Source organism: Novosphingobium sp. NDB2Meth1 (assembly GCF_900117425.1).
Lineage (GTDB): Bacteria > Pseudomonadota > Alphaproteobacteria > Sphingomonadales > Sphingomonadaceae > Novosphingobium.
Genome location: NZ_FPEH01000012.1, coordinates 179,020 through 192,925 on the forward strand (window position 1 = coordinate 179,020; position 13,906 = coordinate 192,925).

17 protein-coding genes are annotated in these 13,906 nt (G+C 65.7%); 9 read left to right on the forward strand and 8 right to left on the reverse strand.

Translation table 11 applies throughout. From position 1 onward, the window contains the following. Window positions 1-8: 8 nt before the first annotated feature. A complete protein-coding gene (locus NDB2M1_RS05585) occupies window positions 9-683 on the reverse strand; it encodes a hypothetical protein (protein ID WP_072380358.1) in 675 nt (224 codons plus the stop codon). Between the two features lie 3 nt (window positions 684-686). Further along, entirely contained in the window at window positions 687-1,079 is a 393-nt protein-coding gene (locus NDB2M1_RS05590; protein WP_371328187.1) for a DUF2177 family protein, read from the reverse strand. Window positions 1,080-1,146: 67 nt separating this feature from the next. On the opposite strand from NDB2M1_RS05590, the gene NDB2M1_RS05595 reads away from it, so the two are divergent. From NDB2M1_RS05595 to queA, 5 genes are all read left to right on the forward strand, one after another. Beyond that, entirely contained in the window at window positions 1,147-1,416 is a 270-nt protein-coding gene (locus NDB2M1_RS05595; protein ID WP_054121255.1) for an exodeoxyribonuclease VII small subunit, read from the forward strand. A gap of 5 nt (window positions 1,417-1,421) precedes the next feature. Next, the gene (locus NDB2M1_RS05600; protein WP_371328188.1) at window positions 1,422-2,330 is read left to right on the forward strand and encodes a polyprenyl synthetase family protein; all 909 of its coding nucleotides are present in this window, start codon (window positions 1,422-1,424) and stop codon (window positions 2,328-2,330) included. Window positions 2,331-2,333: 3 nt separating this feature from the next. Then, window positions 2,334-2,855, forward strand: a complete 522-nt coding sequence (gene coaD, locus NDB2M1_RS05605; RefSeq protein WP_054121253.1) for a pantetheine-phosphate adenylyltransferase — start codon at window positions 2,334-2,336, stop codon at window positions 2,853-2,855. A 102-nt stretch (window positions 2,856-2,957) separates the two neighbouring features. Beyond that, entirely contained in the window at window positions 2,958-3,677 is a 720-nt protein-coding gene (locus NDB2M1_RS05610) for a peptidylprolyl isomerase (RefSeq protein ID WP_072380364.1), read from the forward strand. A 61-nt stretch (window positions 3,678-3,738) separates the two neighbouring features. Next, window positions 3,739-4,767 (forward strand): tRNA preQ1(34) S-adenosylmethionine ribosyltransferase-isomerase QueA, encoded by a 1,029-nt coding sequence (queA, locus tag NDB2M1_RS05615; RefSeq protein WP_072380366.1) that lies wholly within the window; start codon window positions 3,739-3,741, stop codon window positions 4,765-4,767. Here the strand turns inward: queA and NDB2M1_RS05620 are convergent. After that, a complete protein-coding gene (locus NDB2M1_RS05620) occupies window positions 4,764-5,000 on the reverse strand; it encodes a YdcH family protein (protein WP_072380368.1) in 237 nt (78 codons plus the stop codon). The genes queA and NDB2M1_RS05620 overlap by 4 nt on opposite strands. Before the next feature lie 182 nt (window positions 5,001-5,182). On the opposite strand from NDB2M1_RS05620, the gene NDB2M1_RS05625 reads away from it, so the two are divergent. The 3 genes from NDB2M1_RS05625 to NDB2M1_RS05635 all read left to right on the forward strand — a co-directional run bounded on the left by NDB2M1_RS05625 (window position 5,183) and on the right by NDB2M1_RS05635 (window position 9,333). Further along, on the forward strand, window positions 5,183-6,004 hold the full coding sequence (locus tag NDB2M1_RS05625) for an FkbM family methyltransferase (protein WP_171955330.1): 822 nt from the start codon (window positions 5,183-5,185) through the stop codon (window positions 6,002-6,004). Between the two features lie 133 nt (window positions 6,005-6,137). Then, window positions 6,138-7,265 carry a tRNA guanosine(34) transglycosylase Tgt gene (gene tgt / locus NDB2M1_RS05630; protein ID WP_072380372.1) on the forward strand — a complete coding sequence of 376 codons (1,128 nt, stop codon included), beginning with the start codon at window positions 6,138-6,140 and terminating at the stop codon, window positions 7,263-7,265. 88 nt (window positions 7,266-7,353) lie between these two features. Continuing rightward, a complete protein-coding gene (locus NDB2M1_RS05635) occupies window positions 7,354-9,333 on the forward strand; it encodes an alpha/beta hydrolase family protein (RefSeq protein WP_143146645.1) in 1,980 nt (659 codons plus the stop codon). Between the two features lie 12 nt (window positions 9,334-9,345). On the opposite strand, the gene NDB2M1_RS05640 is transcribed toward NDB2M1_RS05635, so the two are convergent. Next, a complete protein-coding gene (locus tag NDB2M1_RS05640; RefSeq protein WP_072380374.1) occupies window positions 9,346-10,521 on the reverse strand; it encodes a PrnB family protein in 1,176 nt (391 codons plus the stop codon). A gap of 103 nt (window positions 10,522-10,624) precedes the next feature. On the opposite strand from NDB2M1_RS05640, the gene NDB2M1_RS05645 reads away from it, so the two are divergent. After that, window positions 10,625-11,068, forward strand: a complete 444-nt coding sequence (locus NDB2M1_RS05645; protein ID WP_072380376.1) for an Lrp/AsnC family transcriptional regulator — start codon at window positions 10,625-10,627, stop codon at window positions 11,066-11,068. 57 nt (window positions 11,069-11,125) lie between these two features. Here NDB2M1_RS05645 and rpsD read toward each other — a convergent pair whose 3' ends face one another. From rpsD to NDB2M1_RS05665, 4 genes are all read right to left on the reverse strand, one after another. Continuing rightward, complete coding sequence (rpsD, locus tag NDB2M1_RS05650) at window positions 11,126-11,737, reverse strand: 30S ribosomal protein S4 (RefSeq protein WP_072380378.1); 612 nt, start codon at window positions 11,735-11,737, stop codon at window positions 11,126-11,128. Window positions 11,738-11,983: 246 nt separating this feature from the next. After that, window positions 11,984-13,138, reverse strand: coding sequence for a TrmH family RNA methyltransferase (locus NDB2M1_RS05655; RefSeq protein WP_072380380.1), 1,155 nt, complete (start codon window positions 13,136-13,138; stop codon window positions 11,984-11,986). 82 nt (window positions 13,139-13,220) lie between these two features. Then, a complete protein-coding gene (nrdR, locus tag NDB2M1_RS05660; protein WP_072380382.1) occupies window positions 13,221-13,691 on the reverse strand; it encodes a transcriptional regulator NrdR in 471 nt (156 codons plus the stop codon). Between the two features lie 9 nt (window positions 13,692-13,700). Continuing rightward, entirely contained in the window at window positions 13,701-13,904 is a 204-nt protein-coding gene (locus NDB2M1_RS05665) for a hypothetical protein (RefSeq protein ID WP_054123675.1), read from the reverse strand. Window positions 13,905-13,906 lie beyond the last annotated feature (2 nt).

The window sequence follows — 13,906 nt, forward strand, 5'->3', positions numbered from 1 at the left end:
GGCGAGTCTCAAGAAATGCGCTTTGCCCCGGAAAGCCTGGAGCGCGACAGTTCGACCGGCAGGACCAGCAGCGCGATCACGGTGAAGGCGAACAGCGCGAGCGCCGGTTGCGCGGGGCTGACGTCGGTCGTGCGCGGGCCGAACCAGTCGATGATCTGGAACAGTGCCAGCACGAGCGCGAGAAGCCAGAGGAACAGGCCTGAACGCGGCCCGGCGGCGCGGGTGCTGCGTGCGTAGTAAGCGAGCGTCCCGAAGGCGAGCACCACTTCGAGCGCGTGTTCGATCATCGGATGGTTCCACAGGCCAAGGCCGAGCTTGGGCGGAGAGCCTGCCAGCGTGAGGTCCGGCGCGTGGACGAGATAGTCCGCCAGCCAGTGCGAGAGAGCGCAGGCAAAGGCGATGGCGGCGGCGGTGCGGCTGCGCGTCGCGGCAAGGACAAGGCCGCCCAGCAGCGCGCCCAGCACCGCCGCGCCGAGCAGGCTGTGGCTGTAGCGCATGTCGTAGAGATCGAGCCAGTTGCTCGCAGTGAAATTCGGCACCATGCGGTAGTGCTCGATGCCGAGGAGCGCGAAGGAGAAGAACGCGAAGTCGAGCAGTTGCACCGCGATGACGAGCACCACCAGCGGCGGGGCCTTGCGCGAGGCGGCGGCGGCGAAAGCGGGGGCGTAGTGGCCGATGAACATGGTTTATGCGGCAAACGCGCGCGCGGCGTATGTGGCGGCGACTGCGGCGGTCATCGTAGCGAACGCGCCCCAGCAGACGTCGATGGCGGTTACATAGCTGGGCCAGCGGGCGAGCGTGGCCTGGTTGGTGAAATCATAGGTTGCGTAGCAAAGCGCGCCGAGCAGTGCGCCGTTGAGCGCGGCGGCGGGGAGGCCGGAAGCAATACCCGGACGGATCGCGAACCAGACCATGCCGCCAAGGTAGGCAAGGTAGAAGATACCCGCCGGGGCGAGCCGGAAGGTGGGGGCGAGCAGGTCTCCCAAGGCGGGGCGATAGAGGTTTGGCCCGGCCCAGCCGAGCCACAGCGCATCGAGCCCGCCGAAGACAATTGCCGCCACAACGTATGCGATTACCATTTGCATACATATCCTCCCCGCCTCGAAGCTTGACCGGCTGCGGCTCCCCCGTCAATGCTGCTCGGCGATGGCACACGATACCGACATCGGCTCTCTGAGTTTCGAGGAAGCCTTGAAAGCGCTGGAGGATATTGTCCGCCGGCTGGAAAGCGGCGAGGCTCCCCTCGACGAATCGATTGATCTCTACGCGCGGGGTGATGCGCTGCGCGCGCATTGCCAGAAGCGGCTCGATGCCGCGCAGGCGCGGATAGAGGCGATCGTTTCGGATGGTGCTTCGGGCGGTGTTGGACGTGCCACCGGAACCCGGCCCTTTGATGACGGAGCCGAGAGGGGATGACGGCAATGGAACGTACCGGTCCCTGGCGGGAGCTGCTGCTCCCGGCCATGAAGCGGATCGCTGCAGATGTGGATGCCAGCTTCGATGCGCTGCTGCCGATGGCGAATGACCCGCGCGATCGGCTGATCGAGGCGATGCGCTATGCGGCGATGGGCGGCGGCAAGCGGCTGCGCCCGCTGCTGGTTTCGGCAACCGCCGCGCTGTTCGGGGCAGACCGGCAGCTGGCGATCCGCGTCGGCACTGCGCTCGAGGCGATCCACGTCTATTCGCTGATCCACGACGATCTGCCGTGCATGGACAACGACGCGCTGCGCCACGGCAAGGCGACAGTGCATGTCGCGTATGACGAGGCGACGGCGGTATTGGCGGGTGACGCCTTGCATGATTTCGCGTTCGAGGTCCTGTCCGATCCCAATCTGACCGGAGATCCTTTCGTGCGCATCGAACTGGTGCGCACGCTGGCGCTGGCGAGCGGCATGAACGGCATGGCCGGCGGGCAGATGATGGACATGGCGGCCGAGACCGCCTCGTTCGACCTGCCGACGGTGACCCGGCTGCAGCAACTGAAGACCGGCGCGCTGCTGAGCGCGGCGGTGGAGATGGGCGCCATCATCGGACGCCTTCCGTCCGAAGGGCGCTCGCACCTGCGCGGTTATGCGCGGGATATCGGCCTCGCCTTCCAGATTGCCGACGACCTGCTCGATGCCGAGGGCGACGAAGCGGCCGCCGGCAAGGCGCTGCGCAAGGACGAGACGGCGGGCAAGGAGACGTTCCTCTCGCTGCTCGGGCCAGAGCGGGCGCGCGAGCAGGCGCAGATCCTCGTCGAACAGGCGGTGCAGTTCCTCTCGTCATATGGTGAGGAAGCGGACCTGCTGCGCGCGCTGGCGTGGTTCATTGTCGAAAGGGATCGGTAGGACATGGGAGAGGCGGGCAAAAGGATCGGGGTATACCCCGGCACATTCGACCCGATCACGCTGGGGCATCTCGACATCATCCGCCGGGGGGCGAAGCTGGTCGACAAGCTGATCATCGGCGTGACGACCAACCCTTCGAAGAACCCGATGTTCACGCCGGAGGAGCGCATGGCCATGGTCACGCGCGAAGTGGCCGCGCAGGGGATCGAGAACGTTTCGGTGATGGGTTTCCATGCGCTGCTGATGAAGTTTGCCGAAAAGCAGGGCGCGAGCGTGATCGTGCGCGGCCTGCGCGCGGTGGCGGACTTCGAATACGAATACCAGATGGCCGGCATGAACCAGCAGCTCAACGACGGGATCGAGACCGTGTTCCTGATGGCCGACGTCAGCCTGCAGCCGATCGCTTCCAAGCTGGTCAAGGAAATCGCCATGTTCGGCGGTGACATCGCCAGGTTCGTGACGCCGCAGGTGCGCGAGGACGTGGTGGAGCGGGTGCGGCGGCAGGGCCAGCTCGGCGATTACTGACAAGATCAGGGCATTTGTTCATTGCGGCGTCATCGCCGGGGGCCTATCCGCCGCCTGTACGGCTGACGGTGTCGGCCCAGGGTTAGGCAGGATTTCGGTTTGATGGCATCGCGTTTGTTCAACAGGATCATGCTCGGCCTCGCGCTCGGAGCGATGGTGGCTCCGATCTCGCCGGCGCTGGCACAGCGGCCGCCCGAGAAGGAAGCGGCAAAGCCGATCAAGATCGATCCGATCCAGCATGCGCAGGGCATGACCTATGCGGTCGATCCGGACATTTCGCACGATCCCGACAATGTGCTGCTGCTCGATCTTTCGAACGGCGGGCGCGTCGCCATCCGGCTGATGCCGGAATGGGCGCCGCATCACGTCGAACGGATCAAGACGCTGACCAAGGAAGGCTTCTACAACGGGGTGATCTTCCACCGCGTGATCGAAGGTTTCATGGCGCAGACGGGCGACCCGACGGGGACCGGGCAGGGCGGTTCGAAGCTGCCCGACCTCAATGCCGAGTTCAACGATATCCCGCACCTTCGCGGCACGGTCTCGATGGCGCGCACGGATGAGCCCAATTCGGCCAACAGCCAGTTCTTCATCGTGTTCTATCCGCGCTTTGCGCTCGACCACAAGTACACGAACTTCGGGCGGGTGATCGCGGGGATGGACGTTGTCGATTCGATCGTGCGCGGTGAGCCGCCCAAGAACCCGACCAAGATCGTGCAGGCGAGCCTCGCTTCGGAGAACAAGGCGCCGCCGCCACCGCCCGCGCCTGCCGCGCCGGCTGCGTTCACGGCGGACATGTTGAGCAATTCGAAGTCGAACTGATCCTGCCGCTTAGGGCAGGCGTGCTTGTCGAACCCGGCACACCGCGCTAGCGGCGCGTGCCATGCGTGTAGACCTTTTCGACTTCGATCTTCCGCCCGAGCGCATTGCGCTGCGTCCTGCTTCGCCGCGCGATTCGGCCAAGCTGCTAGGGGTGCGAGCCGAGGGGCCGTTTGTCGATGCCGTGGTGCGCGATCTGCCGCAGTTGCTGCGCGCGGGCGATGTGCTGGTGTTCAACGATACGCGGGTGATCCCGGCGCAGCTGGAAGGCGAAGTCGGCAACGCGCGGATCGGCGCGACCTTGCACAAACGCATCGATCTGAGGCGCTGGCAGGCTTTCGTACGCAACGGGCGGCGGCTCAAGCCGGGCGTGGTGGTGACCTTCGGCGGGGGCGTGACGGCGACTGCCGAAGAGCGCTTTGCCGATGGCAGCTGGACCTTGGCGTTCGGCGGCGAGGAGCCGGTCGAAGTGCTCCTCGAGCGCGCGGGGACGATGCCGCTGCCGCCCTATATCGCGGGCAAGCGCGCGGTCGACGAGCGTGACCGCGAGGATTACCAGACGATGTTTGCAGCCGAAGACGGCGCAGTGGCCGCGCCGACTGCGGCGCTGCACTTCACGCCCGAACTGATGGCGGCACTGGCGGAGGCAGGCATCGGGCACGAGACGCTGACGCTCCACGTCGGCGCGGGGACGTTCCTGCCGGTCAAGGCGGATGATACCGACGACCACGCGATGCACGCCGAATGGGGCCGGATCGAGCCCGAGACCGCGGCACGGCTCAATGCGGTGCGGGCAGCCGGCGGGCGGATCATCGCGGTGGGCACCACCAGCTTGCGCCTGCTGGAAAGCGCGGCGGACGAGCACCGCGTGATCCATCCGTTTGCGGGCGACACCAGCATCTTCATCACGCCCGGCTACCGCTTCCGCGCGATCGACGGGCTGATGACGAACTTCCACCTGCCCAAATCGACGCTGATGATGCTGGTCAGTGCGCTGATGGGACTGGAGCGGATGCAGGAAGCCTACGCCTACGCCATCGGACACGAGTACCGCTTCTACAGCTATGGCGATTCGAGCCTGCTGATCCCCTAGGCTGCGACCATGTCCGCCACGGCATCGAGCACGGTGAGGCGCTGTTTCTTGAGGTCTTCGAGGTGCTGGTCCGAGGTCGGCTCGATGCCGGTTTCGGCGCGGTGGATCGCCTTGTCGAGCTCGTAGTAGGCGTCGCTCAGCTTGCGGAAATGGGCATCGCTGAGCTTGAGCGCGTGAAGCTTGGCGGCGGCTTGCGGGAAGGCGGCGGCGAGATCGTGGGCGGCATGGCTCATGGTGTGCTCTCCTCTTGTGGTATGGGGGGAGCCTAGCAGCGCTGCCATGAATGCGATTTGCGGCCCGTCAAAATCACGCCCAATTCGCGCATGGTTTCTCCCACCAGAGCGGACCGGGTCGGTGTTGCTGCGCTGGGGCGGATCGGCCTATGCTGCGGGCAAGGCTTTCGGGGGACCGCCTTTTGCCATTCCATACTGGCCGCCGGGCGCAATACATCGGCAACGGGATCGTGCTGGCCCGCGTCTGGCCGCGTAACTACATCTACCTCGATGCAGCGGATACCAGCCTGACGCCTTCGATCCTGCGGCGCGGGGCGTGGGAACGGCGGATCATGCTGATCATCATGCTGAGCCTCAAGCGCGGCGGAACGATGATCGATATCGGTGCGAACTGCGGCTACCACGCACTGGCAGCGATGCGCCGGGTGGGCAAGCGGAGCGGCACGGTGATCGCATTCGAGCCGCAGTCCGCGCTTTGTACGTTGATCCAGCGCAGCATCGAGGCGAATGACTTCCTGCCCGGCATGAAAGTGATGCGCCTTGCCATTGGCGCACGTGAGGAGACTGGCAGCCTCGGCAAGATGGCTCATCTCAAGGGATCTGCATCGTTCTGCTTTGGTGAGGATGTTCCCGACCGGGAGCACGTTCCCGTGGTGCCGTTGCCGGTTGCGCTCGAAGCTGCGGCTAAGGCGCTCGGACGCCCGGTCATACCCGACGTGATCAAGATCGACGTCGAGGGCTTCGAAATGGATGTTTGGGAAGGCATGCGCGAGTGGACTCGCATGCGGGAGCGGCTGACCATCGTGATCGAGTTCTCACCCTTCAGCTATCGCAATGCCGGACGGGACCCGCTCGCCTTCCTGCACGAACTGCGCGCATTCGGCTTCTCGCTCCACGCCCTCGAACGGCTCTGGCTTCGCCGGCTCGACGATGCCGCTTGTGCGCGCATCGCGGCGGGTGACCGGCAAGTCGATCTGGTGCTGCGCAAGCTGCCGCGGCGGTGATTGCCCTACGCAGTTGGCCGACGAGCCAGCTTGCCTGCGGGGACAGGAAGCGTGTTCGGGACACTCCCGCGCGTTTGCGCCCCATGGCGATTGTGCGTAAGGCGCTGGGCCGTTCCCGCACCCGAGATCCCCGATGACCCGCTTTGCCTTCACCGTCCACGCCACCGATGGCCGCGCCCGCACCGGCACGATCCAGATGAAGCGCGGCGCGATCCGCACGCCCGCGTTCATGCCGGTCGGCACCGCGGGCACGGTCAAGGCGATGAAGGTGGAGGATGTCGCGGCGACGGGGGCGGACATCATTCTGGGCAATACCTATCACCTGATGCTGCGGCCGGGCGCGGAGCGCATGGCGCGGCTGGGCGGGCTGCACGCCTTCATGCGCTGGGACAAACCGATCCTGACGGACAGCGGCGGCTATCAGGTGATGAGCCTGAGCGAGCTGCGCAAGATCACCGAGGAAGGCGTGACGTTCGCGAGCCACATCGACGGTTCGCGCCACAACCTGACGCCCGAGCGCAGCATGGAGATCCAGCGGCTTCTGGGCAGCGACATCGTGATGGCCTTCGACGAGTGCCCGAAGATCGACCAGCCGCGCGACGTGATCGCGCGCAGCATGGAGATGTCGATGCGCTGGGCGTGGCGCAGCCGCGACGGGTTCGATGCGGGTGGGCAGCATGCCGAGGATGCCGCGCTGTTCGGCATCCAGCAGGGCGGGCTTGACGAGCAGCTGCGCGCGGAGAGCGCGGGCAAGCTGCAGGACATCGGCTTTGACGGCTATGCCATCGGCGGGCTGGCGGTGGGCGAGGGGCAGGAGGCGATGTTCGCCACGCTCGACTTCGCGCCGGGACAGCTGCCGGCAGACCGCCCGCGCTATCTGATGGGGGTGGGCAAGCCCGACGATCTGGTGGGGGCGGTGGAGCGCGGGGTCGACATGTTCGACTGCGTGCTGCCGACGCGATCAGGACGCAACGGGCAGGGTTTTACCTGGGACGGGCCGATCAACATGCGCAATGCGCGCCATGCCGAGGATATGGGGCCGCTGGATGCCGAGTGCACCTGCGGGACTTGCGCGAAGTACAGCCGCGCTTATCTGCATCACCTGCACAAGGCGGGCGAGATGCTGGGGGCCATGCTGCTGACCGAGCACAACCTTGCGTTCTACCAGCAACTGATGGCGGCGATGCGCAGCGCGATCGCCGAAGGGCGGTTTGCGGCTTTCGCAGCCGGTTTCCGGGCAAGGTATCTGGCGAAGCGCTAGGGATCCGCCCTGCCAGATCGGATGCGAAGTCGCTTGCAAGGCTCCGCTGTTGCCAAGAGTATCGCATTGGAGTTTGGGGGGAAGTTCCATGCGGGCAAGCATCGCGGTCATGGGCATGGTTCTGGCGCTGGGCGCCGTGGCCGCGCGGGGGGAGGATGGCACCGCGATTGCGGCGAAGTTCGGCGCGCTCGAGGATGTGCGCCAGATCAGCCTCTCGCCCTCGGGCAATCAGGTCGCCTATCTCAAGCCCAACGCGGGCCCAGGGGTGATGGTGATTGTCGCCGATTTCTCCACTGGCCAATCGCGCGCCGTGCTGAATGCGGCAAATCCCGGCGAGAACCTGCGCTGGTGTCGCTGGGCGAGCGAGACGCGGCTGATGTGCAAGCTCTATGTCGCCGTCAACCGGGGCGATCTGCTGATGAGCGCCACCCGCTATGTGATCGTGCGCAATGACGGCACCGGACAGGGCTACCTATCGAGTGGGCTCGGGAGCAAGTCGATCGGCGGGCTGCAATTCGTCGGCGATGTGCTCGACTGGGACATCGCGGGCAAACCCGGCCATGTGCTGATGACGCGGCAGTTCGTGCCGGAGGGCGAGATCGGCAGCAATATCGAGCGGCGGCGCGAGGGACTTGGCGTCGAGGACGTCGATCTGGAAAGCGGCAAACGCAGCCTCGTCGAGCCGCCCCGGAAGGGCGCGGTGCGCTACATGACTGACGGGCGCGGCCATGTGCGTTTGATGGCCACGCGCGGCCAGAACGACGACGGCTATGCCAAGGACGAGATGCGCTGGTTCTACCGCGCCAAGGACGACGACAAGTGGCTGCCGTTCACCACCGCCAGGGACGAGGACAGCGACACGCCGCTGGCGGTCGATCCGGACCGCAACATCGCCTATGTTCTGGGCGGCAAAAACGGCGTGGACGTGCTGTACGGTGTCGCGCTCGATGGCACCGGCACGCGGCAGGTCATGATGGAGCAGCAGGGAGTCGATATCGACAATGTGATCAGCATCGGGCGCAATGGCCGCGTGGTGGGCGCGACCTATGCGACAGAAAAGCGGGTCAACGCGTTCTTCGATCCTGAGCTCAAGAAGCTGGGGGCGGCGCTGGGGAAGGCCCTCCCGGGCCAGCCGCTGGTCGAATTCGTCGATTCGAGCGAGGACGAGGGGCTGCTGCTGCTGCTGGCGAGCAGCGATTCGGATCCGGGGATGTTCTATCGCTACGACAAGGCGACGCACCGGCTGGAACAGGTGCTGCCGATGCGCGAGCCGCTGGTCCAGATGGCGCTCGGCAAGATGACCGCAATCACTTATCCGGCGGGCGACGGCAGCATGGTTCCCGCCTATCTCACGCTGCCGCCCGGCGTGGCGGGGATGGCAGCGGCCAAGCGTCTTCCCGCCATCGTCATGCCCCACGGCGGGCCCGGCGCGCGGGACGAATGGGGCTTCGACTGGCTCGTCCAGTATTATGCGGTGCGCGGTTTTGCGGTGCTCCAGCCCAATTACCGCGGCTCCACTGGCTATGGCTCGGCGTGGTACCAGAAGAACGGATTCAAATCGTGGCGGCTGGCGATCGGCGACATTTCGGCGGCTGGCCGCTGGCTCACCGCGCAAGGGATCGCCGATCCCGCGAAGCTTGCAATCGTCGGCTGGTCCTATGGCGGCTATGCGGCGCTGCAATCGGGCGTGACCGATCCCGGGCTGTTCAAGGCGATCGTCGCGGTGGCGCCGGTCACCGATCTCGACAATTTGCGCGAGGAATCCCGCGATTTCGTCAATTTCCGTCAGGTCGATGCCTTTATCGGTCATGGCGATCACATTGCCGATGGTTCGCCCGCGCGCCACGCGGGCGCGATTGTCGCGCCGGTGCTGCTGTTTCACGGCGAGGTCGACCAGAACGTGAACGTGGCGGAATCGCGCCTTATGGCAGATCGCCTGAAGCATGCCGGCAAGGACGTGACCCTCGTGACCTTCCCGGGGCTCGACCACCAGCTGGCCGCAGCAGCCGCGCGGACGCGGCTGCTGGCCGATAGCGATGCCTTCCTGCGCAGGGCGCTGGGGATGTAACCCGCGCCGGGATTACACCGGAAGCAGCATCGCCGCGGTCTCGTCGCGGTGCTTCTTGAGGTATTTCATGAAGGGCGTGCCGCCGGTGCCGACATCGGGATCGTTGCCGGCCGTCTTGCTGCCCTGCTTGTTGATGTAGCTCGCGGCATATTCGAGGTGGCGGCTGCGGAAGGCGGCGACGGCCTGGATCGCGCCGTTGTAGGCATCGGTCAGACCCTTGTTGCCGGCCCCGCTGACGAAGGAGCGGAGCTTGGAGGCGGCGCGCACGTCCTCGATGAAGCGGCGGTGGCCGGTGGGGCGATAGATGTGGAGCTCGTCGAGATAGGCCTTGAGCGGATCGGCGGCGTGGCCGACACCGAGCAGCGCGTCCATCGAGGGGACGATCGAGGACTGCGAGCCGGTCTGGCCGCGATAGGCCTGGGGCTGGCCGTCGAGCCGCTCGACACCCTGGTAGACGACGCCGGCGCCGAGCGCGGGGTTGTCCTTCCAGCCGTGGATGTAGGGGCGGACGCGGCGGAAGTAGATATAGGGATCGCACTGTTCGGGCATGCGGTCGAAGATCGCGTTGATGCCGGCCCAGATGCCGACCATCTGCTCGAGCAGCGTGCGCGCAGTATCGACATCGCCGGCTTCGGCGGCGGCGATGATCGGGGCGAAAAGGGCGAGCGCCTTGCCGGCCTGGGCTTCGATGGCGACGTGGATGAGCACGAACCACGCCTCGTCGGTGCCGGCGGCGAACTTCTGGATCATGTAGATGTTGTCGAGATCGACCGGGGCGGCAGGATCGATCAGGCCCCAGTTGTCGAGCACATAGCCGCTGTATTGCAGGAGCGGCTGCTGATCGAGCTTGTCCGCCAGCGCGACCATCGGGACGGCGAGCACGGCGGGAAGCGTGGTGACGGCCTCGGCCGCGCCCCAGATGTAGGATTGCACGAGGAACGAATAGTGGACCATCGCCATGCGCGCGGCGGGTTCATCGAGCGCGGCGACCATGGTGGGGGTGATGTCGGGAAGCTGCTCTTCGAGGACTTCGCGGACCTTGCCGGTGGGGAGGATTTCGGGGAGTCGCATGGCGACGGCGCGGGCCTCGGCAAAAGCGCCCTCGAGGGTCACGGCACTGGCATCGTAGCCGCAGAGGAAGCCCCGCTCGGGGGTGATGTCGTAGCTTGCGAGGGGGGCGATGGGCATGGCGCTCTCCGTTGTTGAGGTTTGCGCAAGGATATGCGGTTCAACGCGAAAAGAGGTTGCGTATTGACGCGTCTGGATATGCTGATGCACAATTCCTGACGACATGGATGCGATCGACAGCAAGATATTGCGCGAGCTGGAGGCCGAAGGGCGAATCAGCAATCTACAACTGGCGGAGCGGGTGGGCCTGTCACCGTCTGCGTGCCTGCGCCGGGTGCAGGCGCTGGAAGCGAGCGGCGTGATCAAGGGCTATCGTGCGGTGCTGGACCGGACGCGGTTGGGCGCGGGGGTGACGATCTTCGTGATGGTGGGCCTTGGCGGCCAGCTCAAGGCGGATTCGCTCTCGTTCGAGGCGGCGATGGCGGCGGCGCCGGAAGTGCGCGAGTGCCACAACGTGACCGGCTCGGTCGAATATCTGCTGCGCGTGGAAGTGGCGGATCTGGAGGCCTACAAGCGGTTCCATTCGGACACGCTGGGCACACTGCCGCAGGTGCGCAGCATCACCAGCCACGTCTCGCTCGGCACATCGAAGGACCTGCGTGGTTGAAACGAAAAAGGCGGGACTTGCGCCCCGCCTTCTTCGTGTTCGGTCTGAACCGCTGGATCAGCGCGAGTAGAACTCGACGACCAGGTTCGGTTCCATCTTCACCGGGTAGGGCACTTCGTCGAGCGTCGGGATGCGCACGAAAGTGGCCTTGTCGGCCTCGGCGGCGACGTAATCGGGAATGTCACGCTCGGCCAGCGACTGGGCTTCGGCGATCAGCGCCATTTCCTTGGCCTTGGGGCCGAGGGTCAGCACGTCGCCCGGGCGGACGCGGCGGCTGGCGATGTTGCACTTCACGCCGTTGACGCGGATGTGGCCGTGGCTGACGATCTGGCGGGCCGAGAAGATCGTCGGCGCGAACTTGGCGCGGTAGACGATCATGTCGAGGCGCTGCTCGAGCAGGCCGATCAGGTTCTGGCCGGTATCGCCCTTCATCCGCGAGGCTTCCTGGTAGGTCGCCTTGAACTGCTTTTCGGTGACGTCGCCGTAGTAGCCCTTGAGCTTCTGCTTGGCGCGCAGCTGCAGACCGAAGTCCGACACCTTGCTCTTGCGGCGCTGGCCGTGCTGGCCGGGGCCATAGCTGCGGCGGTTGACCGAGCTCTTCGGGCGGCCCCAGATGTTTTCGCCAAGACGGCGGTCAATCTTGTGCTTCGATGCCTTGCGCTTCGACATGGCAAGTCCTTTCAATTTGCTATGGCGGCCAGCGTGAGCCGGCCTATGGGAACCGGCCTTGAGGCCGGCGTTTCGTAGACCCGGAACCGCACCATTGCCCCATGCGGGGAATGCGGCCACTGCTTCACCGGGCGTGCAGGGCCAATTGCGAAGGCGCGCCTAGACACGGCATTTGGGGGAATGTCAAGGCGGGAGTGTGTGTGTGCGGCGTGCACGAACCAAAATGGAAATGGGGACTGTCCCCATTTAACGCGGGGTGCGCATCAGGGCGGTGATGACGCCGCGCATGGTGCGCACTTCGAGATGGTTCCATGCGGGCTTGGTCAGCATGTTGCGCAAGGTGAGGCGCGTGGCATGCGCGCGGCCCTCCGGCTTGAAGTAGTCACGGGGTTCGAGGTGTTCGGTGATCTGGGCGATCAGGCCTTCGAGCTCTTCCTGCGGGGCAGGGGGGAGAAGGTCTTCGGCGGGGGGCTGGGCGAGACCGGAGGCAGCGTGCTTCGACCATTCGTAGGCGCACAGGATCACCGCCTGCGCGAGATTGAGCGAGCCGAATTCCGGGTTGATGGGCACGGTGATGATGCTGCGGGCGAGCGCGACGTCGTCGGTTTCGAGGCCGGAGCGTTCGGGACCGAAGACGAAGGCGGTGCCGCCTTGCGCGACGACAGTTTCCTTGGCGGCCTGCTCGGGCGTGAGGACAGGCTTTGTGACGCCGCGCTTGCGCACTGTGGTGGCGTAGACGTGGGCACAATCGGCAACGGCTTCAGCGAGAGTATCGTAGACTTCGGCCTGCGCCAGCACGATATCGGCGCCCGCGGCGGCGGGGCCTGCGCTGGGGTTGGGCCAGCCGTCGCGCGGGGCGACGAGCCGCATGCGGGTGAGGCCGAAGTTGAGCATGGCGCGCGCGGCCTTGCCGATGTTTTCGCCCAGCTGGGGGCGGACGAGGACGATGATGGGGCTGCTGCCTGGCCGCTCGACTTCGCTCGGGGCGAACGGGGTGGGGGATTTGCCCTCGACTTCGATTAAGTTGGTCGGATTGTCTGATTCCATATCCCCCTTTGCCGTTCGTCCCGAGCGAAGTCGAGGGAAGTGGCCGAGCGAAGCCGAGGCCCTTGCTTCGCGCTCAGCCGGCGGCATGGCGAAGTAGGACAGCTTGTCCCAGTCGCGCGCGATGAGGGCTTCCTTCTTCGCGCGCGACCACGGCTTGATCTTGAGTTCGTTGGCCAAGGCCTCTTCGCGCGTCGCGAACTCCTCTGCCCACACCAGTTCCACCGGACGCCGATCATGTGTGTACCCCTTGCAGGTACCATTGTGATGATGGGCGATCCGGGTTTCGAGATCGTCAGTTTGGCCTGTGTAGTAGCTGCTGTCGGCGCAGCGGAGGATATAGGTCCAGAAGGGCATGTCCGGTGCTTTAGCCTGCCTCGGCTTCGCTCGGCAATTGGTCCCTCGACTTCGCTCGGGACGAACGGGGTGTGAGTTAGGGCTATTTACCCCCCACTTCCCGCACCGAGCTTGCAAATTCCTCGAAATCGCGCGCTTCGGTGAAATCGCGGTAGACGGATGCGAAGCGGATATAGGCGACGCTGTCGAGCTGGCGCAGGCCTTCCATGACCATCTCGCCGATCTGGCGGCTTTCGACTTCGGCATCGCCCAAGGTTTCGAGCTGGCGCTGGATGCCGCTGACAAGGCGTTCGATGCGTTCCGGCGAAACCGGGCGCTTGCGGCAGGCGAGCGAGACGGACTGTTCGATCTTGGCCCGGTCGAACGGTTCACGGCGGGGCTCGCCGCTGCCGCTCTTGAGCACCATGACTTCGCGCAGCTGGACGCGCTCGAAGGTGGTGAAGCGCGCGCCGCACGCTTCACACTGGCGGCGCCGGCGGATCGAGGTGTTGTCCTCGCTCGGCCGGCTGTCCTTTACCTGGCTTTCCTCATGGGCACAGAACGGGCAACGCATCCGGCGCCGTTACTTGATCCGCTGATAGAGCGCAAACCCCGCGCCCGCGACAAGGCCCAGCGGCAGCGAGACGAACGGGAGCAGGGCGCCCGCCACTGCTCCGATGCCCGCGCCGACGAGGACCGGCTTGGTCGAGGGGTGGTCCATGCCCTGCTTGGCCATGCCGCTGATTTCTTCGGTGGCGCGGCCGAGAAGATCGTTGCTGTCTGCCATGT

Bases quoted from the DNA above. Each gene is read 5' to 3' on its own strand.
- NDB2M1_RS05645 (WP_072380376.1), top strand. From the start codon at position 10,625: ATGGATGCGATCGACAGCAAGATATTGCGCGAGCTGGAGGCCGAAGGG.
- NDB2M1_RS05655 (WP_072380380.1), bottom strand. From the start codon at position 13,138: ATGCCCTTCTGGACCTATATCCTCCGCTGCGCCGACAGCAGCTACTAC.
- queA (WP_072380366.1), top strand. From the start codon at position 3,739: ATGCGTGTAGACCTTTTCGACTTCGATCTTCCGCCCGAGCGCATTGCG.
- NDB2M1_RS05640 (WP_072380374.1), bottom strand. From the start codon at position 10,521: ATGCCCATCGCCCCCCTCGCAAGCTACGACATCACCCCCGAGCGGGGC.
- nrdR (WP_072380382.1), bottom strand. From the start codon at position 13,691: ATGCGTTGCCCGTTCTGTGCCCATGAGGAAAGCCAGGTAAAGGACAGC.
- NDB2M1_RS05620 (WP_072380368.1), bottom strand. From the start codon at position 5,000: ATGAGCCATGCCGCCCACGATCTCGCCGCCGCCTTCCCGCAAGCCGCC.
- rpsD (WP_072380378.1), bottom strand. From the start codon at position 11,737: ATGTCGAAGCGCAAGGCATCGAAGCACAAGATTGACCGCCGTCTTGGC.
- NDB2M1_RS05585 (WP_072380358.1), bottom strand. From the start codon at position 683: ATGTTCATCGGCCACTACGCCCCCGCTTTCGCCGCCGCCGCCTCGCGC.
- NDB2M1_RS05595 (WP_054121255.1), top strand. From the start codon at position 1,147: ATGGCACACGATACCGACATCGGCTCTCTGAGTTTCGAGGAAGCCTTG.
- NDB2M1_RS05600 (WP_371328188.1), top strand. From the start codon at position 1,422: ATGGAACGTACCGGTCCCTGGCGGGAGCTGCTGCTCCCGGCCATGAAG.
- NDB2M1_RS05635 (WP_143146645.1), top strand. From the start codon at position 7,354: ATGCGGGCAAGCATCGCGGTCATGGGCATGGTTCTGGCGCTGGGCGCC.
- tgt (WP_072380372.1), top strand. From the start codon at position 6,138: ATGACCCGCTTTGCCTTCACCGTCCACGCCACCGATGGCCGCGCCCGC.
- NDB2M1_RS05590 (WP_371328187.1), bottom strand. From the start codon at position 1,079: ATGGTAATCGCATACGTTGTGGCGGCAATTGTCTTCGGCGGGCTCGAT.
- NDB2M1_RS05610 (WP_072380364.1), top strand. From the start codon at position 2,958: ATGGCATCGCGTTTGTTCAACAGGATCATGCTCGGCCTCGCGCTCGGA.
- NDB2M1_RS05665 (WP_054123675.1), bottom strand. From the start codon at position 13,904: ATGGCAGACAGCAACGATCTTCTCGGCCGCGCCACCGAAGAAATCAGC.
- coaD (WP_054121253.1), top strand. From the start codon at position 2,334: ATGGGAGAGGCGGGCAAAAGGATCGGGGTATACCCCGGCACATTCGAC.